We start from the raw sequence: 24,484 nt of genomic DNA on the forward strand, positions 1-24,484 counted from the left end.
AGAGTTTCGCGCCATTTATCGTTGATGAAGACAGAATTACCGTGAAACGCACTGGCGACGGGGGCCGTTATTGGGCTGGTACGTATTGTCCGAAGCCCGGTAGGACCGGTAGCGATTATAGCACCATTGATCGTGCGAGTTTCCACCCTGTGGGCGTGCGCTGAGGGCGCCACCAATGATAGCACCTGCGGCCAATCCACCGATAATGGCGCCTGCGTTGCTGCGGTTATGGCGACGGTGATATCTGTCGCGATCGTGGCGGTTATAGCTGCGGCGACCATCCCAGTGGCGATCGCCATGGCGACGGGGACCAGGAACATAGCGGCGCTGGCGTCGATCATCAGCCCAACTATTTTCCGCCACTTGGACGCCGCCCTGTGCGGCGCTCGGAATGCTCTGCGTTTGTGCAGGCTGCGAAAGCACTGTTGGTGCGGCGGATGCGCCAACCGGCGCTATACCTGTCAGTAGTGTCGCGGCTGACAGTAGAATTGCGGCAAATCTTTTCATTTCCTCACCTGTTTCCGTCTTTGATTTCACCCGTAAACAGTTTGCCGACAAGAAAGGTTCCCCGGTCTGGGAGTTTAGGGTCTTGGATTTTAGGCCGCGTGCCGAAGCATAAGGGATGGCGTCTTGCCGTTGGGGTTAAAATCACACGTAAACTCACCTTCTCGGGAACAAAATCCTCTGTGGCGGCTTTATTGCGGACTTCACAAACGCGAGCGGTCTCGATGAAATATGTTCTCCCAATTCTATTGGCCACAGCCATGCCGGCCATGGCCCAATCGCCGCAGCTTGAGCAGGCTTGTCATACGGTGCTGCAAAATTTTCTGATGAAGCCGGATGTGAAAATCGGCCAGACGCAGAGCTTTCCTGAATTGACGCCTCCAGGGGCACGCATCAGCTTTTCCGAGCGAGAGGATGCCGATGCCTCGAAGATGGATGATGTCATCGATTGCGAGTTTCAAAAATCGACTGCACCTTTCGGTCTGACCAAGTTCTGCATTTCCAGCACCTGCTATTCTCCGGGTGAGCGCGCCGACGACCGCCGTCGCCGTTTCGAGGAAATGCAGGCGTTGATGAACAGAAAGTAACGGCTCTGCTGCATCTCCTTGAAGCACTGCCGAGAGGTGGCACTTCGGAGCTGGGAATGCAGGCTTGCCAAACAACATTCCAAGTCAAACACAATTTTGAGGTGACATGACACAAAACGCTAGTAAACCAAGACGTCGCATGCAGATTTTTGTCGGCTCCCTTTTCATCATTGGCTGCCTTATCGGTAGTTACTACGTGATTGGCTACCATCCCGGCGAAGTTGAACCTGAAAATCCGCTTGCCAGCTCCAGCCAAACCAATCCGTAAGCTCTGCTTTCAGCATCGGAGCGAGAAAATAAAAGCGGATATTTAATATATCTAAGTGAAAACAACAGGTTGTAGTGTATCCGCTCTTCGTGAATCACGCTTCTGAAATCATCCAGTCACGCCGCAACAGTCCTCCTTGTAGAAAGGACGGCTGTTGCTAAAATACCGCAGTCCCTGCGTTTTATCCCAAAATTGCAAATCACTTATTGGCTTCAGAATCGAGTCGATCTAAAAACCATTTATGTTCAACACCAATCAGGGAGGCTCTATGGCATATTTTTCCACCTCCCCGGTGGCCAGCGCCAATTTCATGTTGGCAGGCGCCATCCGCAGTTAAGCTGCGTGTGCGTAACGGTCAGTCCGTTACCTTGTGTTGAATCCGGCTGGTCCGGGAATAGAATTTTCTCCCTCTAACGCCACTTTATCGCGTTTCCGCGCGGTTTCCATTCTATTCATATGTCGGAGCCGGCTCGCGCCGGAATTTTCCTATGGCTTTAGGTTATAAATCTCGCCGTGGCGGGGCATTTCGCAGCGTTTTCGGTTTCTGTGCTGTTCATTGGCGCCGGCAGCCGGGGCGTGTGGTCTTCATGCTGTTTGCCGTATTGCTTTCCACTTTGGCGGATGTGTTGACGCCGCTGTTCTCCGGTCGGTTGGTCGATGCGGTCGTTTCCGGTCGCGCCGATGACAGCCTAGCCTGGGGCAGCGCTATGGCGGCTTTCGCTTGGCTGATGGCGCTTTCCGCCGGAGCAGTCTTGGTGCGTCATGCAACGTTTACCGCCATTATCGGCTTTACGCTGCGCTCCATGTCGGACATTGCCGCCGATGCCTTCTCCCGCATTCAACGCTTTTCCAGCGATTGGCATGCCAATAGCTTCGCGGGCTCGACGGTGCGCAAAGTGACACGCGGCATGTGGGCACTCGACCTGTTGAACGATACGGTTTTTGTGGCGCTGTTTCCCTCGCTTGTCATGCTGATCGGCTCCACTGTGCTGATGACGTGGCATTGGCCGATGATGGGCTTGTTGGTCGGTGTCGGTTCCGTCTGCTTCGTGTTGTTTACGGCGATCATGGCTCTGCGTTACGTCGCGCCGATGGCCAGCATGGCCAATAGCTGGGATACCAAGCTGGGTGGGTCTTTGGCCGATGCGGTGACCTGTAATGCCGTGGTCAAGGCCTTCGGTGGGGAAAGCCGCGAGGAAACCCGCTTGAGCTGGGTGCTGCAAAAATGGCAGGACAGGACACGCCGCACCTGGACGCGCGGCACGCTGAATGGCAGCCTGCAAGCAACTTTGTTGATGGTGCTGCGCGGCGGCGTTTTAGGTCTGGCCCTGTGGCTATGGAGTGCTGGAAAGGCCAGCCCCGGTGACATTACGTTCGTGCTGACGGCCTTCTTCATCCTACAGGGCTATCTGCGGGAAATTGGTATGCATATCCGTAACTTGCAACGGTCGGTCAATGATATGGAGGAACTGGTTTTCCTGCATGGTCAACCCCTGGGCGTCGTGGATGTGGCCGGTGCAAAACCGATTGCGATTGAACGCGGCAAGATCGAATTCGATCGGGTGTCCTTTCACTACGGCAATCATTTTTCGCCGCTCTACAAGGACTTTTCCGTCGTGATCCAGCCCGGTGAAAAGGTTGGACTGGTTGGCCATTCCGGTTCTGGCAAGACGACGTTCATCAAGCTCATTCAGCGCTTGCATGACGTCAACGGTGGCGCGATCCGGATCGACGGTCAGGATATCGCACTCGTTGCCCAAACCTCGTTACGCCAGCAGATCGCCATCGTGCAGCAGGAGCCAATCCTGTTCCATCGCTCGCTTGCTGAAAACATTGCCTATGCGAGGCCCTCAGCAAGTCAGCAGGAAATCGAAACTGCTGCAAGACTTGCCAGCGCCCATGGCTTTATCGAGGCCTTGCCGAAGGGCTATGGCACGCTGGTGGGTGAGCGCGGCATCAAGCTTTCGGGTGGTGAACGCCAGCGGATAGCGATCGCCCGTGCCTTTCTGGCGGATGCGCCGATCCTTATTCTGGACGAGGCAACGTCAAGCCTGGATTCGGAATCGGAAATGCTGATCCAGGAAGCCATGGAACGGCTTATGCAGGGCAGAACCACACTGGTCGTGGCGCATCGGTTGTCGACCGTGCGGGCGCTCGACCGGTTGCTGGTCTTCGAACACGGCCGGATCGCCGAGGAGGGGACGCATGAGAGCCTTATCAGAATGAAGTCAGGCATTTACCGCGGTCTCTTCGAGCGTCAGGCGCTGGAATTGACCAAGGGCATGGTCTTCGGAGAATAGGCTTTTCTAGAGTTTGTCAGGGAACAGTGGAGCCCGGGTTTCCCGAAAAGACGAACGAAAACAAGACAAGCAAGAGTCTGTCTGGTTCAATCTGAACCTGACAGATTCTAGGGACGAAAACGCTTTGCGTCATACCAAGGGTCATTGAAGATGGCCCTTGGTATCAGATCTGCCGTATGGCGTTGTGGCTTTCTGGCCGGATGTCGCCATCCCCGGGCAATATCATGGTGATCCGCAAGCCTTTCGGTGTGACATTGCTGGCAAAGACCCTGCCGCCATGCCGCTCCACCGCCGTCTTGGCAATTGCCAGGCCCAGGCCATATCCGGATGCACTGCCGCTGCTGCCTGAACTGATAAAGGGGCGAAAAATACTCTCAAGGTCGTCTTCCTTGACGCCCGGACCTTCGTCCGTGAAGGTGAGCATCAGGCCATTCGGTGAAATGTTCGTTGAAATCCGGATTACTGTCGCTTCTCCGGTATATTTGATCGCATTGCGCAAGACGTTCTCAATGGCGCGATAGATAAGCTCACCATTGACAGCGGCGACAAAACTACCGCTGCGCTGAAAATCAATTGATACGGCCTTTTCCTGGGCTTCAAAAGTTGCGTCCTGAACAATCTCATCGAGAATGTCGAGAATATCGATGACCAGGAGCTGATTTTCTTCATCTGTCTTGGAGGAAAGCCTGGCCAGGGTGAGGATCTCACCGACCAGCCGGTCCAGTCGCTCAATTTCGTGGTCCATGCGATCCAGCAGGCCGGGCAGGCGGCCTGGGTTTTTCCGCAGGATACCGGTAACGGCTTGCAGGCGCGACAAGGGTGAGCGTAGTTCGTGGGAAATGTCATGAAACAGCCGTTCCCGGCTCTCGTGCAGTTCCTGTAGGCGCATGGCGCTGATATCGAAATGCTGCGTCAGAATTCCGATTTCATCCTTTCGATTTTTGACAGGATCATGGATACGGATGTTGAAGTGGCCTTCTGCCAGCATTTTCAGTCCATGGCGAAGCCGCTCAATGGGTGTCAGCAAATATTTCGTCAGCAGGTAAGCGGAAAACAGGCTGGCGACGAGGCCTATCACCCAAGGCAAAACAAATGGCCAGTTATTGCTGATAGACGCTTCATCGATGGTCAGGGTGTAGCATTGGTTGGCGTGATATATGGCAATGCTGCCCGGAAATTGATCCCTGGCGCAGGCTTGTGAGTCAGCGGCCTGCACTGCCTGCAGCTGGAAATGCCCATCTTCTCCCGGAGGTGTTATGCTGCGGATAAACGCCTGTGTCTCCTGCGGCCCGACACGTTGGAGCATCTCGGCAATTTGCGCGGCAATGATTTTGTTCTGTACCTCAGCGATGCGCATATGCGGCGGCAGCTGGCCGTTGAAGCGCGGAAGCGATATGCCCAGCATGGTTGTCAGCGTGATTGTCAGCCAGACAATGACGAAAAAACGCCAGAAAAGCCTTGGCATCAGCTATCCTGTAGCAGAATATAACCCTGCCCCCGCACAGACTGGATCCAGCTTTGTCGGTCTTTTCTGAGGCCGAGTTTCTGGCGGATACTGCTGAGATGGACATCGATGCGCCGGTCGAAAGGCGTCAGGGGCCTGCCGAATACGCTTTGGGAAATATCGTGTTTGGAGACCACCTTGCCGCCATTGCGGACCAGCAGCTCCAGAAGATTGTATTCTGTCCCCGTCAAGGCAAGAGCCTCACCATTGATATGTGCCTGCCTGCTCGACGGATAAAGAACGAGCTCGCCGCTTTTGAGCGGCTGAGATGGATGTTCGGGCGGCGTTTTGCCCGTACGACGCAATATTGCCCGCAGCCGCGCCACCAGTTCGCCAGGCGAACAGGGTTTGGAGACGTAGTCGTCGGCACCAAGATCCAGGCCGGTAATCCGGTCCTTGTCATCCCCCCTGGCTGTCAGCATGACGATAGGAATTTCACTGGATTTTCGGATGTTCTGCAACACGTCCACACCATTCATGATCGGCATCATGACGTCGAGAACGATAATGTCTGTCGCCCCACTGTCGACAAAAGCAAGCCCCTTGGCGCCATCGTCTGTCGCGAGTACATCAAATCCTTCATCCGTCAGGTATTCGCAAAGCAATCCGGTAAATTCCAGGTCGTCATCAATCAAAAGAACACGCGTCATTTTTCTGCTCTTCGTGGCGGTGGCCTGTTATAAGTGAAAATCGACCAGGGGTTTCAAGTTTTACATAAGTTTACGTGCTTATGGTAGATGTTGTGCCGACATGTGGTGGCAATTCCTGCTCGTTTAGCTCCGCCATGATGTCACGGCGCATAGGATTGGCTACAGCGGCCCATGACTGGGCTTGCAAATCGATCAGGCCGGACGGAAAATCGCATCTTTAACCCGCCACCTTGGCACTTGCCCGACTCGTACCCACCATGAAAAGCCACTTGAAAAGTCTTGCCCATCGCGACCGCACCGAGACGAGCGATCGTCATCTGGCATTTTATCTGACCTTTATTGCCGGCGCCGCCAATGCTGGCGGCTTTATGGCGGTCGGTCAATACACCTCTCACATGTCGGGCATTGTCTCGTCCATGGCTGACAATCTGGTGCTGGGCGATTTAAAATTTTTGCTGATGGGGTTGCTCGCTCTGTGTTTCTTTCTTGCAGGCGCTGGCTTTTCCGCAATTTTGATCAATTGGGGCCGCAGGCGAGATTTGAGGTCGGTCTATGCGCTGCCATTGGCGGTCGAGGCGTGGTTGATGGGGGTGTTTGCCCTTTCCGGGGCGATCAACTTCAGTGAAAAGGGCGAGGCCGTGGCTTTCGTCGTCATGCTTCTCTGCTTCATCATGGGCTTGCAGAATGCCATCATCACAAAACTCTCCGGCGCGCGCATCAGAACAACCCACGTGACGGGCTTGGTCACCGATACCGGCATCGAACTTGGCAAGCTTTTCTATTGGAACGGATACTCAAATGGTAAAGCCGCATACCCACCGGTCCGGGCCGATTTAGCGAAACTCTGGTTGCTGGTGCGCATGGTTGGATTGTTTTTCGGCGGTGGCGTGGTCGGCGCTATCCTGTTTCAGCGTATCGGTGTTTCCGCTGCGGCGTTTCTGGCGATACCTCTGGCGCTTGCCGCTCTCTACCCGATGCTCGAGGACTATTCCTCCCAAAAGCAGCGCTGAAGGCAAATCCGGTCCGCATGTTGTGTCATTGACGCGCCGTAAAGTGGTTGACGTTCTTGATCGGCTGGATATAACGCCTGCCAGAGATTCTGTTGCAAACCAGACAGAGTCTGGATGTCGGCATACGGCATCGGGCTTAGGAAGAGTGTCCGAGTGGTTTAAGGAACCGGTCTTGAAAACCGGCGTGCGGGAGACCGTACCGTGGGTTCGAATCCCACCTCTTCCGCCATTTTTGATCGACGTAGTGACGGTCACTTTGCACAGCGTACCCATAATATCGTCTGTCTTGGTGATTGAGCCGTTGCAGAATATCGCTGCTGTTTACAGCAGCCTTGTCTCGATCAAATATCGTGCGCGTCTTCTGCGGAGTTCTTGCGCTTCAACAGGAACCAGAGGAATGCCAGGCTCATCACGGCCATCGCAAACCAGGTTATTGCATATTGAAGATGGCTATTGGGAAAACGGATCTGGGTTAAGCCGCCGACCGGATAGCCGCCCGGCACATCGCTTTTGCCGGCATCCATGAAAAACGGCGCCACTTGGGTCAGATCGCGCTTGTCGGCAATGGCTGCGACGTCGCGTGAATACCAGCGATCGGCATTGGGGTCATTGGAGCGCAGCAAGGTTCCATTCGGTTCGCTGATGCGCAGAAGGCCGCTTACTGTCACGTTTCCGGTAATCTGACCTTCCGACCGGCGGGTCGGGTCTTTGCGGTCAATCGGTACAAAGCCCCTGTTGATCAACAGGGTTCCGTCTTTTTCAGTCTTTAGGGGGGTCATGACCCAATAGCCCGCGCCCAATTCCGTGGCGGCGTAGACCAGGGTTTCCTTGTCGTGCTCGTAAATGCCGGAGGCCTTGATATGGCGGTATTCATCGGCGTCTCGATTGACGGACGGCCATTGCGCTGGGGATGGCGCATCCACCGGTCTCGGCATGAACACGTGCATCGACGCGAGCGATCAGTGCCTGTTTCCAGCCCAGACGTTCGATTTGCCAGATGCCGAGGGCTATGAACAAGGCCGTTGCCAGCAATAGAAAGCTGGATAGTGCAACCTTCTTTATCGAAATACGCCTGATGGCCTGCTGGTCTGACATGTATCAACCGTCCTGAAACGGATCGGGCGGCATGGATGTGCCGCCCGATCGGATATCGGCGTCCTTACGGGACGTTACGCATCATGTCCGGGCTCATCGGCATCATATTAGTGTTCAAGTGATGCATGACCCAGAGCGAGCCGGAGAGCGCGATAACGACAACGATGATGGTGAAGATCAACGCCATCATGTTCCAGCCGCCTTCCGACTTGGTATTCATATGCAGGAAGTAGATCATATGAACCACGACCTGAATGGCGCCGAGGCCCATGACGATACCAGCCAGCAAGGCCTTGTTGGTCAGACTGCCGCTCATCACCAGATAGAACGGGATCGACGTCAGGATGACCGACAGGACAAAGCCGATCATATAGGTCTTCATCGAGCCGTGGCTGGCCTCGTGGCCGCCATGGTGATGATCATGGCCGTGGCCATGCGAATGTGCGTGCGACTTGTCGTTCATCCGATCACTCCCAGCAGGTAGACGTAGGAGAATACGCCAATCCAGATAACGTCGAGGAAGTGCCAGAACATCGAGAGGCACATCAGGCGACGGCGGTTTGCTTCGATCAGTCCATGCTTGCCGACCTGGGCCATCAGCGTCACCAGCCAGATGATGCCGAAGGTAACGTGCAAGCCGTGGGTGCCGACCAGCGTAAAGAAGGCTGACAGGAAGGCGCTACGGTTTGGACCTGCACCTTCATGGATCAGGTGAACGAACTCATAGAGTTCGAGCGCCAGGAAGATTGCGCCGAATACACCGGTCACGCCCAGCCAGATCAGCGTGGAGGCCTTGTTGTTCTTCTCCATCGACAGCATGGCAAAGCCATAGGTGATCGAGGAAAACAGCAGCATAGCTGTATTGATCGCTACCAGTTTCAGGTCAAACAGGTCGGCCGGAGCCGGGCCAGCCGCATAATTGCGGCCGAGCACGGCATAGGTGGCAAACAGCATTGCGAAGATCAGGCAGTCGCTCATCAGATAGAGCCAGAACCCGAGGTTCGTGCTGCTTTCCGGATGATGCTCTTCCGTCAGGTAGAATTCCGGCTTTGCGGTTTTTAAAGTTCTGGGATCCATCTGATCACCCCTTCCTTGCCAGAAGCGCGGTCCGCGTTGCCTCGGTATTCACCACCTCTTCGGCGGAGATATAGAAGTCGCGGTTGTAGTTGAACGTGTGGGAGATCGACACTGCGACGATCGCCACGAAAGACACGATGGCCAACCACCACATGTACCAGATCAGGCCGAATGCCATGGCAACGCTGAGACCCGCAAGGATAACCCCCGTGCCGGTATTCTTCGGCATGTGGATCGGCTTGAAGCCCAGCAGAGGACGGCTGTAGCCACGCTTTTTCATGTCATCCCAGGCATCGGTGTCATGGACGACAGGCGTGAAAGCGAAGTTATAGGCCGGCGGTGGCGAGGAAATAGACCATTCAAGAGTCCGGCCATTCCACGGATCGCCCGTCAGGTCGGCCAGTTCGTGACGCTTCAAATAGCTGACGACGAGCTGGATGACGAAAGAGGCAATACCAAGGGCAATCAGGCAGGCACCGAATGCGGCGATGATGAACCAGATTTGCAGCGACGGATCGTCAAACTGGCTCATGCGGCGGGTTACACCCATCAGGCCGAGAACATACAGCGGCATGAAGGCGAAGTAGAAGCCGACCAGCCAGAACCAGAAGGACATCTTGCCCCAGAACGGATCGAGCTTGTAGCCGAATGCTTTCGGGAACCAGAAAGTGACGCCAGCCATAAGCCCGAACACCACGCCGCCGATGATGACGTTATGGAAGTGGGCGATCAGGAACAGCGAGTTGTGGAGGACGAAGTCGGCTGGTGGCACGGCGAGAAGAACGCCGGTCATGCCGCCGATGACGAAAGTCACCATGAAGCCCATGGTCCACAGCATCGGCACTTCGAACCGGATACGGCCACGATACATCGTGAACAGCCAGTTGAAGATCTTCGCGCCCGTCGGGATCGAGATGATCATCGTGGTGATACCGAAGAACGAGTTGACGCTGGCGCCCGAACCCATGGTGAAGAAGTGATGCAGCCACACCAGGTAGGACAGGACCGTAATACAGACCGTGGCGTAAACCATAGACGTATAGCCAAACAGGCGCTTGCCGGAGAAGGTCGAGACCACTTCCGAGAAAATGCCGAAGGCGGGCAGAACCAGAATATAGACTTCCGGGTGACCCCAGATCCAGATCAGGTTCACATACATCATCGGGTTGCCGCCGAGATCGTTGGTGAAGAAATTGGTGCCGACATAACGGTCGAGCGTCAATAGGGCCAACGTGGCAGTCAGGATCGGGAAGCTGGCAACGATCAGTACGTTGGTGCAGAGCGAGGTCCAGGTGAAGATTGGCATCTTCATCATGGTCATGCCCGGAGCGCGCATCTTGACGATGGTGGCAATCAGGTTGATGCCTGATAATGTCGTTCCGACACCGGCCACCTGAAGACCCCATATGTAATAATCGACGCCGACGCCGGGGCTGTAATCGCCACCCGAAAGCGGCGGATAGGCCAGCCAGCCGGTGCGGGCGAATTCACCGACGAACAGCGAAATCATCACGATCACCGCGCCAGCAACTGTCATCCAGAAGGAGAAGTTGTTGAGGAACGGGAAGGACACGTCGCGCGCGCCGATCTGCAAGGGAACGACGAGGTTCATCAAGCCGGTGACAAACGGCATGGCCATGAAGAAGATCATGATCACGCCATGCGCGGTGAAGACCTGGTCATAGTGATGCGGCGGCAGGAAGCCTTCATTGCCGTTGAAGGCCATGGCCTGCTGGCCACGCATCATCAAGGCATCGGCAAAGCCACGCAACAGCATGATCAGCGCCAGAATGACATACATCACGCCGATCTTCTTGTGATCGACGCTGGTGAACCATTCGTTCCAGAGATAGCCCCAGAGGCGGAAATAGGTAACGGCGCCGAGCACGGCAATGCCACCGATCGCGACAGCCAGAAAGGTCAGCACGAGAATGGGTTCGTGATACGGGATCGCATCTAGGGTCAACCGGCCGAAGATGAACTTCATAAGGTCAGGGTTTGAGAACATGGGAGGCCCCGTTTAAGTTGAATATCGCGAGATTGCCGGCTCAGTTTTTAGGCTGAGTTGGTGCGGTCGCGCCGTTATCTGTGTCAGGCATGTCCATTCCAGGCATGGAATGGTCGGCCATGGAGTGATGCATTGCGTGGTTGCCTGCATCTGTTGTGGAGGCGACGGGCATGGTGTCGGTGGCGGGAGCGGCCTGCGAATGATCCTGTGGCGCATTCGCGTCGGCGCCATGGCCTGGCGTGACACTCAGATCGACGCCACGGTTGTCATATTGCAGTTTTTCGCGGTTTTCAGCGCTTTCCTTGCCAGCTCCGCCCATCATGTCGATATGCATCATGTTGCTCATGCACATTTTGGCAGGATCGACACACATATTGATGATGGCGTTGAAAAGGTCCTTGTCGGCGGATGCAAAGTAGCGCACCGGATCTTTTTCACTTGGCTTTTCAAGCTTGATATAGGCGTCGCGGTTAAGCGCGGTGCCCTTCGCCTTGACCTGCGCTACCCAGTCGGCAAAGCCCTGATCGCTCAGGCCGTGGAACTTGAAGCGCATGTTGGAAAAACCAGCGCCGGAATAGTTGGCCGAGAAGCCGTCATAGACGCCTTCCTTGTTGATCACGCCGTGCAGCTTGGTCTGCATGCCGGGCATGGCATAGATCTGGCCAGCAAGTGCGGGGATATAGAAGGAGTTCATCACCGACTGGGCGGTAATCTTGAAATTGATCGGAACATCGACAGGGGCTGCCAGTTCGTTGACCGTGGCAATCCCGAGATCCGGGTAGATGAACATCCACTTCCAGTCGAGAGCGACGACTTCAACGGTCAGCGGCTTCACGTCGGCGGGAATGGTCCGTTCTGCATCGATCCGCTCCAAGGGGCGGTAAGGATCGAGCTTATGCGTGGAGATCCAGGTTACCGTTCCCAAAACCAGAATGATGGCGACCGGCGCCGACCAGATCAGGATTTCGATCTTGGTGGAATGGTTCCAATCCGGCAGGTAGACCGCCGAGGTGTTGGAAGAGCGATATTTCCACGCAAAGAAAAACGTCAGCAGGATCACAGGGACGATAATGATCAGCATCAACACGGTGGCGAAGACCACGAGGTCGCGTTGCTGCGCTGCAATGTCGCCGGCGGGGGACATCACCACCATGTTACAGCCCGAAAGCAGCAGCATGGGCAAAAGCAGGAGGGAGGATAGGATCGGGAATTTTTTCATTACTTTGACTCTCATCAAGCGCATAAGCGCGAATTAATCCTTTTCCGGTGAGATTAAATGCGCGTTTTGTCGCAGGGAGTGTCGCTAATATAGGAAATATATCCTCCTATGGTTGTTGTGTGCTATTGCGGTGATGCGGGTACGCCTTTTAAAAACCCTTGTGATTCAGAGGGTTCTGTTCAAGTTCTCTTCGCAGTTGCGAGATGAAAAACGCTACTTTTTGCTGTGGCAAAGGGGGCGAAATGGCAATAATCAAATTGTCGCACCCTTGAAAAATTGGCTGGCGATCGCGGGTAAGCCAACGGTTTCACGCGGAATCGGAAGATCGGCAAAAAATTATTCGTCCTCGGGAATAACAACGGTTCCTCCTGCGTATATAGGGGTATGAACAACAGATCCGGCCCCTTTGACGTGATTGGACAATTGGCAGCGTTGAGGCGCTATGCCTTGTCGCTCGTGCGCAATGCCGATGAAGCCGAGGATCTCGTCAACGATGCGCTGGTCAGGGCCTATGAGCATCAGAGCAGCTTCCGGCGTGGCGGCAATATCCGCCACTGGTTGTTTTCGATCCTGCACAATACCCACGTGGATAGCTTGCGACGCAGGCGATCTGCGGCAAGACGCGATGCGATGGCAGCCGATCTTGTCGATCCGGTCATAGGAGCCGAGCAGGAGCATGTGGTGCGGTTGGCGCAGGTGCGCCGGGCCTTTCTGGACCTGCCGGAAGAGCAGCGCCAAGCCCTGCATCTGGTGGCGATTGAAGAGCTCTCCTATCAGGAGGCTGCGGAGGTTCTGGATATTCCGGTTGGCACGCTGATGTCGCGGCTGTCGCGGGCGCGGGCGCGGCTGCGCGATCTTGAAATGACAGATGCGGGACGGCGGGCACTACCGCCACCGATTGAGAAACCAGCCCAGAGAGGGCAGGGCGGCTCGAAACCGGCTGGCCTTCGCATCGTTGGAGGTTCCGATGACACACCATCCTGATCCGATTTTGGATTTCGATCTACAGGCCTATATCGACGATCAACTGAACGTTCAGCGGCGGATTGAGGTCGAGGCCTATCTTTCCAGGCATCCCGATGCAGCGGCGCGGATGATGGCTGATCTGCGCGTGCGCGACGAGTTGCGCTTGGGGCTGGCCCATGACCGAATGGCGCTCGATTCGGGCGCGGCGCGGCTTGATTTGGGCGTGGCGCGGCCGGAAACCCGGGATGCTGCCCGCCGGCTGGAGCAGGCTTTGATGCATGCAGGCCGTATGACAGTGCTACGCCGGGCGGCTGCGGTGGCGATTTTTATCGGCGTTGGTTGGGTCGCGCATTCCGTTATCAATCCATTTGCGGCCACACAGGTCATCGCCTCCGTGCCGACGCCTGCCTTCGTGCGCGAAGCATTGCAAGCCCATGAAACGACATTGCTGCGCGAAAGTCTTCATCCTCATCAGGTCACGCAGGGTCTAGGGAGCCAGGGCCAATCCGGGGCGCCAATGTTCGACCGCAAGGAAATTCGCTCTGCGACTGGCATCGTCATGCCGGATCTGCCCAGCAATTGGACGATTGCCGATAGCCAGATTTTCCCCTCGGCTTACGGACCGAGTGTTGAAATCGCCGTCAAGCCGAAGCGGGGCTCGGAGGTAACGTTGTTTGCCGCCCGCACGGGCTCCTTCGCTGTCCAGAATGTCACGCTCGCTCAGACGGATGGTGCAAAGGCGGCTTATTGGCAAATCGGCGAGGTGGCTTATGCGCTGGTGTCCAAGGACCGCTCGGGCGACGAATTGACAGACGTGGCGGGCCAGCTTGCCAGGACGCTTTACTGAAATCGGGTTGGTGCTGCATCAAAAAACGGCGCGCCTGCAATGACTTACGGCGTGACATCAATTGTCAGCTTGAACATCAAGAGGAGATCTCGATCATGGAACCTGTGAATAAACATTATCCCTTTGGCGCGCAGGCGCAGGCGGGGGCCTTGTTCGACCAGGGCCTGCGTCAGCATATGCTACGCGTCTATAACTATATGGGACTTGGCCTTGTCATCACCGGTATTGTGGCGTTTATCGTCGGCTCGACGCCCGCGCTTTACGTGCCGATTTTCCAGTCGCCGCTGAAGTGGGTGGTGATGCTGGCGCCGCTCGCCTTCGTGTTTTTCTTCTCCTTCCGCATCCAGACCATGTCGGCCAGTGCGGCGCAGATGGCGTTCTGGGCGTTTTGTGCGGTCATGGGCTTGTCGATGGCCTCAGTCTTCCTGGTCTTTACCGGCACAAGCATCGCCCGGACATTCTTCATCGCCGCAACCATGTTCGGCTCCATGAGCCTTTACGGCTATACCACGAAGCGTGACCTGTCGAAATTCGGCTCCTTCCTGATGATGGGCCTGATCGGCGTGGTGATCGCCTCTATCGTCAACATTTTCCTCGGCTCCAGCGCCCTGCAATTTGCAATCTCGGTAATCGGTATCCTGGTTTTCGTCGGCCTGACGGCTTGGGACACCCAGAATATCAAGGAGCAATATGCCGAGAATATCGATCAGGAATCGCGCCAAAAGCTGGCAGTGTTCGGCGCTCTGTCGCTTTACCTGAACTTCGTCAATATCTTCCAGCTTCTGCTGAATTTCACCGGTGAACGGGAATAGTCTTTGAACGCGAATAGTCTTCGCTGACACGGACTGAAGACAAAATAGCCGCCGGTCCTGAGGGATCGGCGGCTTTGTTTTTATAGCGACTTTTCGGCCTGCGCAGTCGGTTTTCAGTGCAGGGTATCCAGTTCAGCCAGCAATTTATCCTTGGCTTTTTTGGGCAGGGTCGAGGCCGCAAAGGCAGCAGCGTTGGCGGGCGGAACGTCGCCGACCACCACAACAGCCACCATGCCCATGCCAACATGCGGTGCACATTTGATGCCGTAAGCACCGGCTTGGGTAAATGTCACCTTCACCGTTTCATTGATCTTGCCTTTGAAGACCTCCGCACCCTCAGGCACTAGGCCGGTAATGGCTTCGGCACTGTGTCCCTTGTCGGTTGGGATGAAGGTTACGGTGTCGCCAGGAGCGATTTTCAACGCGGCTGGTTCGAACACCATGGGTGTGCCATCGGCCCCCTTGTTCAGCATATGGATTTCGTAATCAGCGGCGAAGGCCGATGCCGTCGACATCGCGCCGATGATGGTAAGGGCGGCGAGGCGCTTCAAGGCGATATGCATGGTGTTTCACTCTCTTTTGTGTCTCTTCGCTCACGCTTTTAAATCACCGGATGCGGCATCACTTTGATCTTGCGCAAATCGCGCATTTGTGACCCTCAAAAGGTAGGGGCTTGGCTTGAGTTTATCCGGGAAAAGTGGAATGCGGTTTCCTTGAAAAGGGACGTGCTATCAAAAAGCCTGGGAGTTGCTTAGGTCCAGATTGGGTCTTGCAGTTGCCTATGGTCATGGTGCAGCGGCCTCGGCCTTAGGAGTGTGTGGTTTGCTGTCGTTCATTGACGTCTACATTACCGGATGGTTGCATGGCTAACCTGGTCCTGGCGTTGATCTGCTTTGTGTTGATGCATTCTGTTCCGGCAATACCCAGCATCAAAGGTCGGCTCGTGTCCCGTCTGGGTCGGACGACCTATATGGTTCTTTATTCGATCCTGTCGCTGGCAGGTTTGGTCTGGATATTCTACGCCTTCATGGAAGCCGATGATGTGGCGCTGTGGATGGATAGGGCCTGGCAGGCATGGCTGACGCTGGTGCTCGTGCCGATCGGTCTTTTTCTGGTGGTGTGCGGTTTGATCAGCCCCAACCCATATTCTGTGACCTTCAGGTCAGGGCGAAAGCCTGGTGCCATCGTTTCGATAACCCGTCATCCGGTTTTGTGGGGATTTTTCCTCTGGGCTTTCGGTCATATTTTCCCGAATGGCGAAATGCGAGGCGTTATTCTATTCGGGGGATTTTCACTTTTCTCGCTGGTTGGAATAGCGGTGCTAGAGCGCCGCAGCCGGAAAATTATCGAGGCAGCCGGGCCTGAGCTGGGCGCCGCAACGTCAGTTCTGCCCTTTGCCGCCATTCTGTCTGGCCGGGCCAGATTGCGTATGGACGGCGACATGTTGTTCGCGCTTGTCCTGACCGCAACTGGTACCTTCGGTTTGCTGTTTGCTTTCCATGAAGTCTTGTTCGGTGTCGATCCCTTGCTGCTGGCGCTCTACGGGGTTTAAATAAGGCGATTGTCCTGTTTTGATACGGTCGCTTCGAAATCAGTCGAATTGGCTCATTTAAGGCCTCCTGGATTGAAAAAACATTACCATTATGGGAAAGATTGATTGGCTCTCGGCGAATAGAGTCCTATAGTGGGTCAACGGGAGAGTGTTGACTGCAACTGAAAGAGGTTCGCATGGCCAGCAAATATCTTCTCAACAGCTTGGGCGAGGCGCTTTATTATAGCGGCGATCCCACTCATTGGTATTCAGCAACGGGAAGTGGCCTGACGCTGAATGGATCAAGCGGCAACGACGCGATGTATGGGGATAGCTCGGTCAATGTCACCATGAATGGTGGCTCGGGCGATGATGTCTATTATCTCTATTCGAGCCTCAACCATGCCAGTGAGACAGGCGGTTCAGGTGTCGACACCGTCAACACCTGGATGAGTTACACGCTAGGCGACGGCATCGAGAATTTGGTCGTCACTGGCGACAACCGTTACGCTTTCGGCAACGGTCTGAACAATATCATCACTGGTGGTACAGGCAGCCAAACCATTGACGGCTATGGTGGCAACGATGTGCTGATTGGCGGAGGCGGTGCCGATACCTTCGTGTTCAGCAGTGGTAATGGCAGCGACAGGATCACTGATTTTTCCAGCGACGATACCGTGCGTTTGCAGAATTACGATTTTTCAGATTTTACGGCTGTGCAAAGCCATATGACCCAGAATGGAAGCGATGTTTCGCTCGATCTCGGCAATGGCGAAAGCATCTTGTTCAGCAATACGCTGATTTCCGGCTTTACCTCTGACCAGTTTCAGTTGACCCTGGATCGCACGCATCTCACCCAGACATTTTCCGATGATTTCAACAGTCTGTCCCTGCATAACGGCACAAGCGGAACATGGGATACCGGCTATAGCTGGTTTGCCTCCAACGGTGGCACGCTGACCGATAACAGCGAGTTGGAATGGTATATCAATCCGTCCTACGCGGGCACGTCGTCCGTTAACCCGTTTTCCGTCTCTGATGGCACACTGACCATCACGGCGGCGGTCGCGTCGACCGAGATCCAGAGCGAGATCAACGGCTATGGATATACGTCGGGAATGCTGAGCACCGAAACCACCTTCGGTCAGACCTACGGTTATTTCGAAATCCGCGCGGATATGCCAGACGACCAAGGCGCATGGCCAGCCTTCTGGTTATTGCCCACCAATGGTAGTTGGCCGCCGGAACTGGATGTGGTGGAAATGCGCGGTCAGAACCAGGGCGAAATTTTCGTGACGGCTCATAGCAATGCCAGCGGGACCAACACATCAGATGCCACCACCGTTTACACCGATACGGAAGGCTACCACACCTACGGCGTATTATGGACGGAATCGAAGTTGACCTGGTATGTCGATGATGTCGCCGTTCATCAAACCGATACGCCCGCCGATATGCATCAAGAGATGTATATGGTGGTCAATCTGGCGGTCGGCGGAATGGCGGGTACGCCGAGCAGTTCGGATTTCAGCGATGGCTCGCAGATGAAGATCGACTATATCAAGGCCTACTCCCTTGACGAACACGCGGCCACCACGACAACGACGGCCGACCACCTTCTTTAATCCGGCTTGATTGCGGAAACAAAAAGCCCCGGCTGATCCAGCCGGGGCTTTGTTGTGTTTGCGCGTTACAATGTGTTAGGCGGCCGTTGGAACCGGTTCGGCCACGACATCGATTTCTTCCGGCAATTCACCTGCCATGGCGGCTTGGAACTGTGTCTGATCTAGTTCGTTCTCCCAGCGGGCGACGACCACGGTTGCGACGGCATTGCCAATGAAATTGGTCAGTGCCCGGCATTCGGACATGAAACGGTCGATACCGAGGATCAGCGCCATACCGGCGACGGGGACCGAAGGAACAACGGACAGCGTTGCAGCCAGGGTAATGAAGCCAGCGCCAGTGATGCCTGCGGCACCCTTGGAGCTGAGCATCGCTACCAGCAGCAGCAGGATCTGGTCGCCGAGCGAAAGCTGGATATCCGTCGCCTGGGCGATGAACAGGGCTGCCAGAGTCATGTAGATGTTGGTGCCATCAAGGTTGAAGGAATAACCGGTTGGAATGACCAGGCCGACAACCGAGCGCTTGCAGCCTGCCCGTTCCATCTTGGCCATCAGGCCGGGAAGGGCAGCTTCGGAAGACGATGTCCCCAGTACCAGCAGCAGTTCCTCTTTAATGTAGCGGATCAGGGCCAGGATGGAGAAGCCGTTATAGCGGGCAACGCCGCCCAGCACGACGAGAACAAACAGCAGCGACGTCAGGTAGAATGTCCCGATCAGGAAAGCCAGGTTGGCGATCGAGCCAATGCCGTATTTACCGATAGTGAAGGCCATAGCGCCGAACGCGCCGATGGGCGCGGCCTTCATCAGGATAGCGACCAGCTTGAAGATCGGCGCAGTCAAAGCCTGTAGGAAGTTGGTGACCGGCTTTCCGAGGTCGCCGACCATGGCCAGGGCCAAGCCGAACAGCACCGAGAAGAACAGGACCTGGAGAATGTCACCCTTGGCAAAAGCGCCGACAATGGTGTCGGGGATGATGTTCATCAGGAAGCCGGTGATCGTCGAATCATGGGCCTGCTGGGCATAGCTGGCAACAGCCTTGCCATCCAGCGTAGCCGGATTGATGTGCATGCCTGCGCCGGGTTGCAGGATATTCGACACCAGCATGCCGACGACGAGCGCCAGCGTGGAGAAGCACAGGAAGTAGATCATTGCCTTGCCGGCAACGCGACCGACCTTCTTCAGGTCGGACATGCCGGCGATGCCGGTGGCCACGGTCAGGAAGATAACAGGCGCGATAACCATTTTGACGAGCTTGATGAAAGCGTCGCCGAGCGGTTTGAGAGATTCGCCCGTTTGTGGGTAAAAATGACCGAGCAGAATGCCGCCGATAATCGCAACGATAACCTGGAAATACAGATGGCGGTAAAATGGGAGCTTGCCGCCCTGTGGGGCGGTGGTGGTAGAAATATGCATCGGATCCTCCGGTAGGTGCTCCCAACCGATGACATCGGCCTCCCGGGAGCTTATGCAACGTGTCAACATCGACACCGATGTTCGGTTTCGTCAATGCAATCGCCGTGCCAGAATGTCGCTTCGCGGCAAGCCTTTGAAAAGCCGCGTTTCAGCCATGATCCATGGCGGATTTTCGCGCGATCTTTCGCTCAGCGCCTTGTGCGTTGTGCGGAAAAATGCACAAAGTCGATAATGATTATGACGCACGACAAGCCCAGAGCCAGCCCGGCCTATGCCCGGCGCCCGAGAAAGCCATGGCTTCTGCTGGCCTTTCTTGCCTGTGTGGTCACAGTCCTGGCGCTTTATCTGATTGGCCTTTACGCCCGCAATGCCGCGTTGGAGGATTTGTCCGAGCAGGCGCGCACCAGCGCCAATCTCAAGGTCGCCTTCCTGCGGGCGGTGTTGGAGAGGCCGCGCTCCTTGCCACTGCTCTTGTCGGAGGATCAGCAGGTTGTCGATGCCTTGAGCCTGCGCACAGCGGCCGCGACGGAACGGTTGAACGACAAGCTCGAGCGGTTGGTTGCCGGTACAAGTGCTTCGGTTCTTTACGTCACGGACGCCACAGGACATGCCATTGCCTCCAGCAATTGGCGCGAGCCGGTGAGCTTTGTTGGTGTCGATTATTCTTTTCGAGACTATTTTCGTCGATCCATGGCAGTCGGTGCCGCCGAACATTTCGCGCTCGGTAACATTAGCAAGCGTCCAGGCCTCTATATTTCAAGGCGTGTCGGTCCGGTTAATGCCCCCTTGGGGGTTGTGGTCGTGAAGGCAGAGTTCGCGCAATTGGAAAGCGATTGGCGAGAGGAAGGCCGAGCGGCTTTTGTCACCGACGGGAATGGGGTGGTGCTGATTTCCAGTCTTCCATCCTGGCGCTTCATGACATTATCGACGTTGCAGTCAGAGGAATTGATCCAAATACGCAACAGTTTGCAGTTCGGCGATGCGCCTTTGCAGGCCTTGCCGATCAATCGCGCCCAGCAGGTGCCAGGCAGCGCCATACCGGATGAGCTTCTGGTGCGTACGGTTTTTCCCGGCGCCATACCCGCTGATTACCTTGATCTCTCGGTCGCGGTGCCGACCACCAACTGGCATCTCAATTATCTCGTCCCGACCGAACCAGCTATCGCGGCATCGATGCGGGAATGGCGACTGCTGACCCTGGCCCTGCTGGCGCCATTTTTTCTGGCCGTCTCGCTGGTTCTTTGGCGGCGGCAGGCAACGGTGATCCGCCTTGCGCGGGTCGAGGCCGACCAGCTGGAACTGGAGCGGCGGGTGGATGAACGAACCCGGGATCTTTCACAGGCCCGAGACAGGCTGGAATTGGAGATCGCTGGCCACAAGACCACCGAACAGCGCCTGCAAGGTGTGCAGCAGGAATTGGTCCAAGCCAACCGACTGGCGATCCTGGGGCAGGTGGCGGCGGGCGTTGCCCATGAAATAAACCAGCCGGTCGCCACGATCAGGGCCTACGCCGAAAATGCCAGGGTGTTTCTGGAACGTGCCCAGCCGGAACAGGCAAACAGCAATCTTGGCGCCATCGCCTCGCTGACGGAGCGGATCGGCACGATCACCGAAGAATTGAAGGCTTTTGCCCGCAAGGGCCGAACCGCGCCGGAGCCAGTGCCGCTTGGAGCGGCGATCGAGGGGGCTGTCATGCTGCTGCGCAGCCGTTTCGCGGGGCGGCTGGAGGCGCTTTCCCTTCCCGACGTCGCGCCGGATCTGACCGTGAAAGGCAACAGGGTTCGTCTGGAGCAGGTTCTGATCAATCTTCTGCAGAATGCGCTCGAGGCGTTGGAGCATCGCAGCGACGGCCGGGTCGAGGTCTCGGTTCAAGAGACCGAGCAGGATGTGGTGGTGACGATCGAGGATAACGGACCGGGCATTCCAGAGGACATCAGGCGTCTGCTTTTTACCCCCTTCACCACGTCAAAGGAAAAAGGCCTGGGTCTCGGCCTAGTCATTTCCCGTGACATCATCAGTGATTATGGCGGACGGATTGGCGTCGAGAGCACGCCATCCGGAACATGTTTCACCATCCATCTCTTGAAAGCGGATATATCATGACGTCAGCGCAGGCGACGGCGACCAATAATGTCATCCTGATCGACAATGATCGCGATCTGCTGGCGGCAACAGGGCAGACCCTTGAACTGGCGGGATTTTCCGTTCAGGCTTTTTCAGCGCCGCTGGAGGCACTTCGTCGGATTTCCAGTGATTTTCGCGGCGTCATCGTTTCCGATATCCGCATGCCTGATATCGATGGCCTGGAATTGTTCAGCAGGGTCAAGGCATTGGACCCCGATTTGCCAGTCATTCTGGTGACGGGCCATGGCGACATCGCCATGGCGGTACAGGCGATCAAGGACGGGGCCTATGATTTCATCACCAAGCCCTTTGCCACCGACAGGCTCCAACAAAGCGTCCATCGCGCCGTTGAAATGCGACGGCTCGTACTGGAAAATCGCAAGCTGCGCCAGGTGGCCGATGCGGCACAGGACGGATTGCCGCTGATTGGCCAGACTCCGGCGATGGAACGGTTACGGCGCACTTTGCGCCAGATTGCCGATACCGACGTCGATGTGCTGGTGACGGGGGAAACCGGCAGTGGCAAGGAAGTAGTAGCCAGCCTGCTGCATAGCTGGAGCCGCCGCGCGAAGGGTAATTTTGTCGCCTTGAACTGCGGCACTCTGCCGGAAAGCATGATCGAAAGTGAGTTGTTCGGCCACGAGGCCGGTGCCTTTACCGGTGCGCAGAAAAAGCGGATTGGCCGGATTGAACATGCCAGCGGCGGCACATTGTTTCTCGATGAAATCGAGAGCATGCCTGCGGCGACCCAGGTGCAGATGCTGCGGGTGCTGGAAATGCGGGAAGTCTCGCCACTCGGCATTAACGAAGTGCGGCCGGTGGATTTGCGTGTGGTTGCTGCGGCCAAAGTCGATCTGAGTGACCCTGCGCAGCGCGGTGAATTCCGCGAAGACCTGTATTATCGCCTGAATGTGGTGACATTGACCATCCCGCCGTTGCGCGACCGCCGTGATGACGTGCCGCTGCTGTTTGCGCATTTCATCGAGCGGGCCGCGGGCCGGTTCCGCCGCGAGCCACCGCCGGTGTCAGCCGGTGTCGAGCGTTATTTGCGGGACCATGACTGGCCAGGCAATGTGCGTGAATTGACGCATTTTGCCGAACGCTTCGTTCTGGGGCTGGAAGATATGGAGACGGGTGGTGGGAGTGCCGTTGCCGCCGATCTACCTGGTTTATCCTTGCCGGAGCGGCTGGATCGCTATGAGGCGGATATCATGCGCGAGACCCTTAGCCACTATGAGGGCGATGTGCGCAAAACCATCGAGGCTCTGAAAATTCCTCGCAAGACCTTTTACGACAAACTTCAGCGTCATGGCATTGTCCGCAAGGCATTTGCGGGTGGAGAGGAAGGCTGAGCAATCAACAATGTGATGAGGGCAGTCAGGTGCCGGGTATGATTGCCGGCGCGAGAAATGCCAGCGTCACTGTCACAATATGTTCGCCCCAGGCGTCGATAGCCGTTGGTTGCCAGACGTTCGCGTCAAGATTGAGTGCCAATGTGTAGCGATTGTTGATGTAGAAGAAGCTTAGCCCGGCAATCGTCATATAGACCGTCACCGGATTGACATCGGCACGAAAGAGGCCTTGCTCGATGCCCCGCTGTAACAGCTTTTCGATTTCCGCAAGGAGCGGACCATGGGTCGAGGGAATGGTCTTGGACCGGCTCGAATATTCAGCTTTCAGAATGTTTTCGGTGGCAAGCAGGCTGACGAATTCCGGGTGGGTTAGAAAATAGTTCCAGGTGTGCAAAGCCAGTTCACGTATGCCATCAAGCGGTTGACGGCGCGACAGGTGAAGGCTTTTTCCCGCAGCGGTGACATTGGTGAAAATCACCTCGAGGACCGCGACGTAAAGGCCCTCCTTGTCTCCAAAGAAATGGTAGAGCATTCGTTTATTGGTTTTCGAACGCAACGCGATGGCATCCACCCGGGCGCCTGCGAAACCCTTGGCGGCAAACTCCTGAATGGCGGCATCCAGAATGATTGCCCGGGTCGCATCGGGATGGCGGATCATACGCCCCTGACGGAACTGCACTGGGGCTGGGCTTTCCGCTTCAGGATCAGGCCCTTCCTCGAAAATCTGTTCCAGCCGCTGGCCTGTCATGGGAATCTCACTTCATGGTATTTTGAAATAGAAAATTAGATTTACATGAAATACATTGCGTCGGTTAATTACGTGCATGCAAAGTCTGTAAATTGTGATTGGAGGCTGTGAATACGATGCGAATGATCGGCTGAGATGCGGGTACGCCGATCTCGACAGGATCTTTTAGGCTTTTCGATGTTTTGAAAACAAAATTTCTCTATTTACCTGTAAAAGTAGAATAGTAATTTTATAGACTATATTGACGAAAACGCGCGTCGCTGTCACCATTGAGTAGCGTTGGAGTGAAAATAAACGGGACGGACGTCCTGCAATTTTCAAAGGGGTGACGATGCCGATAGCTGTAAATATGTTTTCTTACGACCTGTTTGGGTTGACACGGGTTCCCTTCGATCTGGCTGAAGACGGAAAATCGCGCAGTGAGGGCCATACACAGAAGCCTCGTGTGGAGACGTCAGTGAAAACCCCGGAGGCGAAGAAAATCTCGTTTTTGTCGAGGTTCTGGAGCGGCAACCCAGTTAGCGATCAGTCCGGCAAGGACCGATATGCCGAGCAGGAGCAAAAGCTTCGGGAAGAGCGCAAGAATTGCCATGCAATTCTCCTCGGTGGTTTTTTCCCGATTTTGTAAACGCATGTTTTGTGAAGGAGGCTGTGATGAGTATTGTTGAACGTCTGATGCTTGATGCCGTCTCGGCCAGTGCCGGAGCCTCTCACTCTGCCATGCAGCCTGTCAGCGGCCAGTCGATTGGCCTTCGTGAAAAGATTGCCGAGGCAGTTCCCTTTGTTGCTTGCGCCGCGGCCTTCTTGTTTGTCGCGGCTATGATTGTGGGTATTTGACAGGAAAAGG

25 protein-coding genes and 1 tRNA gene are annotated in these 24,484 nt (G+C 55.7%); 13 read left to right on the forward strand and 13 right to left on the reverse strand.

Annotated features, from left to right (window positions below; genetic code table 11):
* Positions 1–36: 36 nt before the first annotated feature.
* The gene (locus V6582_RS22440) at positions 37–507 is read right to left on the reverse strand and encodes a BA14K family protein (protein WP_156632217.1); all 471 of its coding nucleotides are present in this window, start codon (positions 505–507) and stop codon (positions 37–39) included.
* 221 nt (positions 508–728) lie between these two features.
* Here V6582_RS22440 and V6582_RS22445 point away from each other — a divergent pair, with 221 nt between their 5' ends.
* The 3 genes from V6582_RS22445 (at position 729) to V6582_RS22455 (ending at position 3,659) form a co-directional block, all read left to right on the forward strand.
* Positions 729–1,091, forward strand: coding sequence for a hypothetical protein (locus tag V6582_RS22445; protein WP_156632218.1), 363 nt, complete (start codon positions 729–731; stop codon positions 1,089–1,091).
* A gap of 139 nt (positions 1,092–1,230) precedes the next feature.
* The gene (locus V6582_RS22450; protein ID WP_272950785.1) at positions 1,231–1,359 is read left to right on the forward strand and encodes a hypothetical protein; all 129 of its coding nucleotides are present in this window, start codon (positions 1,231–1,233) and stop codon (positions 1,357–1,359) included.
* 488 nt (positions 1,360–1,847) lie between these two features.
* Entirely contained in the window at positions 1,848–3,659 is a 1,812-nt protein-coding gene (locus V6582_RS22455) for an ABC transporter ATP-binding protein (RefSeq protein WP_156632219.1), read from the forward strand.
* Between the two features lie 163 nt (positions 3,660–3,822).
* Here the strand turns inward: V6582_RS22455 and V6582_RS22460 are convergent, their stop codons facing one another.
* Together V6582_RS22460 and V6582_RS22465 are read right to left on the reverse strand one after the other, a co-directional pair.
* Positions 3,823–5,124 (reverse strand): HAMP domain-containing sensor histidine kinase, encoded by a 1,302-nt coding sequence (locus V6582_RS22460; RefSeq protein ID WP_156632220.1) that lies wholly within the window; start codon positions 5,122–5,124, stop codon positions 3,823–3,825.
* Positions 5,124–5,813, reverse strand: a complete 690-nt coding sequence (locus V6582_RS22465) for a response regulator (RefSeq protein ID WP_156632221.1) — start codon at positions 5,811–5,813, stop codon at positions 5,124–5,126. Before V6582_RS22465 ends, V6582_RS22460 begins: the two co-directional genes overlap by 1 nt.
* A 269-nt stretch (positions 5,814–6,082) precedes the next feature.
* Between V6582_RS22465 and V6582_RS22470 the strand changes: the two genes are divergently transcribed.
* Positions 6,083–6,823, forward strand: a complete 741-nt coding sequence (locus tag V6582_RS22470) for a YoaK family protein (protein ID WP_234889701.1) — start codon at positions 6,083–6,085, stop codon at positions 6,821–6,823.
* Between the two features lie 139 nt (positions 6,824–6,962).
* A tRNA-Ser gene (locus V6582_RS22475) sits at positions 6,963–7,052 on the forward strand.
* Between the two features lie 112 nt (positions 7,053–7,164).
* On the opposite strand, the gene V6582_RS22480 is transcribed toward V6582_RS22475, so the two are convergent.
* From V6582_RS22480 to cyoA, 6 genes are all read right to left on the reverse strand, one after another.
* A complete protein-coding gene (locus V6582_RS22480; RefSeq protein ID WP_432706322.1) occupies positions 7,165–7,758 on the reverse strand; it encodes an SURF1 family protein in 594 nt (197 codons plus the stop codon).
* Entirely contained in the window at positions 7,694–7,918 is a 225-nt protein-coding gene (locus V6582_RS27605; protein ID WP_432706323.1) for an SURF1 family cytochrome oxidase biogenesis protein, read from the reverse strand. Before V6582_RS27605 ends, V6582_RS22480 begins: the two co-directional genes overlap by 65 nt.
* A gap of 64 nt (positions 7,919–7,982) precedes the next feature.
* Complete coding sequence (gene cyoD, locus V6582_RS22485) at positions 7,983–8,381, reverse strand: cytochrome o ubiquinol oxidase subunit IV (protein WP_156632224.1); 399 nt, start codon at positions 8,379–8,381, stop codon at positions 7,983–7,985.
* The gene (gene cyoC / locus V6582_RS22490; RefSeq protein ID WP_156615152.1) at positions 8,378–8,995 is read right to left on the reverse strand and encodes a cytochrome o ubiquinol oxidase subunit III; all 618 of its coding nucleotides are present in this window, start codon (positions 8,993–8,995) and stop codon (positions 8,378–8,380) included. Before cyoC ends, cyoD begins: the two co-directional genes overlap by 4 nt.
* A 4-nt stretch (positions 8,996–8,999) precedes the next feature.
* The gene (gene cyoB / locus V6582_RS22495) at positions 9,000–11,003 is read right to left on the reverse strand and encodes a cytochrome o ubiquinol oxidase subunit I (RefSeq protein ID WP_156632225.1); all 2,004 of its coding nucleotides are present in this window, start codon (positions 11,001–11,003) and stop codon (positions 9,000–9,002) included.
* Positions 11,004–11,043: 40 nt separating this feature from the next.
* Positions 11,044–12,222: a ubiquinol oxidase subunit II gene (gene cyoA, locus V6582_RS22500; protein WP_156632226.1), complete on the reverse strand. Its 1,179-nt coding sequence runs from the start codon at positions 12,220–12,222 to the stop codon at positions 11,044–11,046.
* Between the two features lie 384 nt (positions 12,223–12,606).
* On the opposite strand from cyoA, the gene V6582_RS22505 reads away from it, so the two are divergent.
* From V6582_RS22505 to V6582_RS22515, 3 genes are all read left to right on the forward strand, one after another.
* Complete coding sequence (locus V6582_RS22505) at positions 12,607–13,206, forward strand: sigma-70 family RNA polymerase sigma factor (RefSeq protein ID WP_156632227.1); 600 nt, start codon at positions 12,607–12,609, stop codon at positions 13,204–13,206.
* Positions 13,190–14,035 carry an anti-sigma factor family protein gene (locus tag V6582_RS22510; protein ID WP_156632228.1) on the forward strand — a complete coding sequence of 282 codons (846 nt, stop codon included), beginning with the start codon at positions 13,190–13,192 and terminating at the stop codon, positions 14,033–14,035. The genes V6582_RS22505 and V6582_RS22510 overlap by 17 nt, the downstream gene beginning before the upstream one ends.
* Positions 14,036–14,130: 95 nt before the next feature.
* Positions 14,131–14,847 carry a Bax inhibitor-1/YccA family protein gene (locus V6582_RS22515; RefSeq protein ID WP_156632229.1) on the forward strand — a complete coding sequence of 239 codons (717 nt, stop codon included), beginning with the start codon at positions 14,131–14,133 and terminating at the stop codon, positions 14,845–14,847.
* A gap of 113 nt (positions 14,848–14,960) precedes the next feature.
* Here V6582_RS22515 and V6582_RS22520 read toward each other — a convergent pair whose 3' ends face one another.
* A complete protein-coding gene (locus V6582_RS22520) occupies positions 14,961–15,410 on the reverse strand; it encodes a pseudoazurin (RefSeq protein ID WP_156632230.1) in 450 nt (149 codons plus the stop codon).
* A gap of 299 nt (positions 15,411–15,709) precedes the next feature.
* Between V6582_RS22520 and V6582_RS22525 the strand changes: the two genes are divergently transcribed.
* Positions 15,710–16,399, forward strand: a complete 690-nt coding sequence (locus V6582_RS22525) for an NnrU family protein (RefSeq protein WP_156632231.1) — start codon at positions 15,710–15,712, stop codon at positions 16,397–16,399.
* 176 nt (positions 16,400–16,575) lie between these two features.
* Positions 16,576–18,003: a family 16 glycosylhydrolase gene (locus tag V6582_RS22530; RefSeq protein WP_156632232.1), complete on the forward strand. Its 1,428-nt coding sequence runs from the start codon at positions 16,576–16,578 to the stop codon at positions 18,001–18,003.
* 75 nt (positions 18,004–18,078) lie between these two features.
* On the opposite strand, the gene V6582_RS22535 is transcribed toward V6582_RS22530, so the two are convergent.
* Positions 18,079–19,413 carry a dicarboxylate/amino acid:cation symporter gene (locus tag V6582_RS22535; RefSeq protein WP_156632233.1) on the reverse strand — a complete coding sequence of 445 codons (1,335 nt, stop codon included), beginning with the start codon at positions 19,411–19,413 and terminating at the stop codon, positions 18,079–18,081.
* Between the two features lie 231 nt (positions 19,414–19,644).
* On the opposite strand from V6582_RS22535, the gene V6582_RS22540 reads away from it, so the two are divergent.
* Together V6582_RS22540 and V6582_RS22545 are read left to right on the forward strand one after the other, a co-directional pair.
* A complete protein-coding gene (locus V6582_RS22540) occupies positions 19,645–21,516 on the forward strand; it encodes a sensor histidine kinase (protein ID WP_420360191.1) in 1,872 nt (623 codons plus the stop codon).
* Positions 21,513–22,889 (forward strand): sigma-54-dependent transcriptional regulator, encoded by a 1,377-nt coding sequence (locus tag V6582_RS22545; protein ID WP_156632234.1) that lies wholly within the window; start codon positions 21,513–21,515, stop codon positions 22,887–22,889. Before V6582_RS22540 ends, V6582_RS22545 begins: the two co-directional genes overlap by 4 nt.
* A 25-nt stretch (positions 22,890–22,914) precedes the next feature.
* Here V6582_RS22545 and V6582_RS22550 read toward each other — a convergent pair whose 3' ends face one another.
* Positions 22,915–23,637, reverse strand: a complete 723-nt coding sequence (locus V6582_RS22550; RefSeq protein WP_156632235.1) for a TetR/AcrR family transcriptional regulator — start codon at positions 23,635–23,637, stop codon at positions 22,915–22,917.
* A 454-nt stretch (positions 23,638–24,091) separates the two neighbouring features.
* Positions 24,092–24,229 carry a hypothetical protein gene (locus V6582_RS22555; protein WP_156632236.1) on the reverse strand — a complete coding sequence of 46 codons (138 nt, stop codon included), beginning with the start codon at positions 24,227–24,229 and terminating at the stop codon, positions 24,092–24,094.
* A 62-nt stretch (positions 24,230–24,291) separates the two neighbouring features.
* On the opposite strand from V6582_RS22555, the gene V6582_RS22560 reads away from it, so the two are divergent.
* Complete coding sequence (locus tag V6582_RS22560; RefSeq protein ID WP_156632237.1) at positions 24,292–24,474, forward strand: hypothetical protein; 183 nt, start codon at positions 24,292–24,294, stop codon at positions 24,472–24,474.
* Positions 24,475–24,484 lie beyond the last annotated feature (10 nt).

It is taken from the genome of Agrobacterium vitis, assembly GCF_037039395.1.
Lineage (GTDB): Bacteria > Pseudomonadota > Alphaproteobacteria > Rhizobiales > Rhizobiaceae > Allorhizobium > Allorhizobium vitis_E.

Excerpts from the sequence above, each read along its gene's own strand:
- V6582_RS22440 (WP_156632217.1), bottom strand. The coding sequence starts at position 507 with ATGAAAAGATTTGCCGCAATTCTACTGTCAGCCGCGACACTACTGACA.
- V6582_RS22445 (WP_156632218.1), top strand. The coding sequence starts at position 729 with ATGAAATATGTTCTCCCAATTCTATTGGCCACAGCCATGCCGGCCATG.
- V6582_RS22450 (WP_272950785.1), top strand. The coding sequence starts at position 1,231 with ATGCAGATTTTTGTCGGCTCCCTTTTCATCATTGGCTGCCTTATCGGT.
- V6582_RS22455 (WP_156632219.1), top strand. The coding sequence starts at position 1,848 with ATGGCTTTAGGTTATAAATCTCGCCGTGGCGGGGCATTTCGCAGCGTT.
- V6582_RS22460 (WP_156632220.1), bottom strand. The coding sequence starts at position 5,124 with ATGCCAAGGCTTTTCTGGCGTTTTTTCGTCATTGTCTGGCTGACAATC.
- V6582_RS22465 (WP_156632221.1), bottom strand. The coding sequence starts at position 5,813 with ATGACGCGTGTTCTTTTGATTGATGACGACCTGGAATTTACCGGATTG.
- V6582_RS22480 (WP_432706322.1), bottom strand. The coding sequence starts at position 7,758 with ATGCCGAGACCGGTGGATGCGCCATCCCCAGCGCAATGGCCGTCCGTC.
- V6582_RS27605 (WP_432706323.1), bottom strand. The coding sequence starts at position 7,918 with ATGTCAGACCAGCAGGCCATCAGGCGTATTTCGATAAAGAAGGTTGCA.
- cyoD (WP_156632224.1), bottom strand. The coding sequence starts at position 8,381 with ATGAACGACAAGTCGCACGCACATTCGCATGGCCACGGCCATGATCAT.
- cyoC (WP_156615152.1), bottom strand. The coding sequence starts at position 8,995 with ATGGATCCCAGAACTTTAAAAACCGCAAAGCCGGAATTCTACCTGACG.
- cyoB (WP_156632225.1), bottom strand. The coding sequence starts at position 11,003 with ATGTTCTCAAACCCTGACCTTATGAAGTTCATCTTCGGCCGGTTGACC.
- cyoA (WP_156632226.1), bottom strand. The coding sequence starts at position 12,222 with ATGAAAAAATTCCCGATCCTATCCTCCCTCCTGCTTTTGCCCATGCTG.
- V6582_RS22505 (WP_156632227.1), top strand. The coding sequence starts at position 12,607 with ATGAACAACAGATCCGGCCCCTTTGACGTGATTGGACAATTGGCAGCG.
- V6582_RS22510 (WP_156632228.1), top strand. The coding sequence starts at position 13,190 with ATGACACACCATCCTGATCCGATTTTGGATTTCGATCTACAGGCCTAT.
- V6582_RS22515 (WP_156632229.1), top strand. The coding sequence starts at position 14,131 with ATGGAACCTGTGAATAAACATTATCCCTTTGGCGCGCAGGCGCAGGCG.
- V6582_RS22520 (WP_156632230.1), bottom strand. The coding sequence starts at position 15,410 with ATGCATATCGCCTTGAAGCGCCTCGCCGCCCTTACCATCATCGGCGCG.
- V6582_RS22525 (WP_156632231.1), top strand. The coding sequence starts at position 15,710 with ATGGCTAACCTGGTCCTGGCGTTGATCTGCTTTGTGTTGATGCATTCT.
- V6582_RS22530 (WP_156632232.1), top strand. The coding sequence starts at position 16,576 with ATGGCCAGCAAATATCTTCTCAACAGCTTGGGCGAGGCGCTTTATTAT.
- V6582_RS22535 (WP_156632233.1), bottom strand. The coding sequence starts at position 19,413 with ATGCATATTTCTACCACCACCGCCCCACAGGGCGGCAAGCTCCCATTT.
- V6582_RS22540 (WP_420360191.1), top strand. The coding sequence starts at position 19,645 with ATGATTATGACGCACGACAAGCCCAGAGCCAGCCCGGCCTATGCCCGG.
- V6582_RS22545 (WP_156632234.1), top strand. The coding sequence starts at position 21,513 with ATGACGTCAGCGCAGGCGACGGCGACCAATAATGTCATCCTGATCGAC.
- V6582_RS22550 (WP_156632235.1), bottom strand. The coding sequence starts at position 23,637 with ATGACAGGCCAGCGGCTGGAACAGATTTTCGAGGAAGGGCCTGATCCT.
- V6582_RS22555 (WP_156632236.1), bottom strand. The coding sequence starts at position 24,229 with ATGGCAATTCTTGCGCTCTTCCCGAAGCTTTTGCTCCTGCTCGGCATA.
- V6582_RS22560 (WP_156632237.1), top strand. The coding sequence starts at position 24,292 with ATGAGTATTGTTGAACGTCTGATGCTTGATGCCGTCTCGGCCAGTGCC.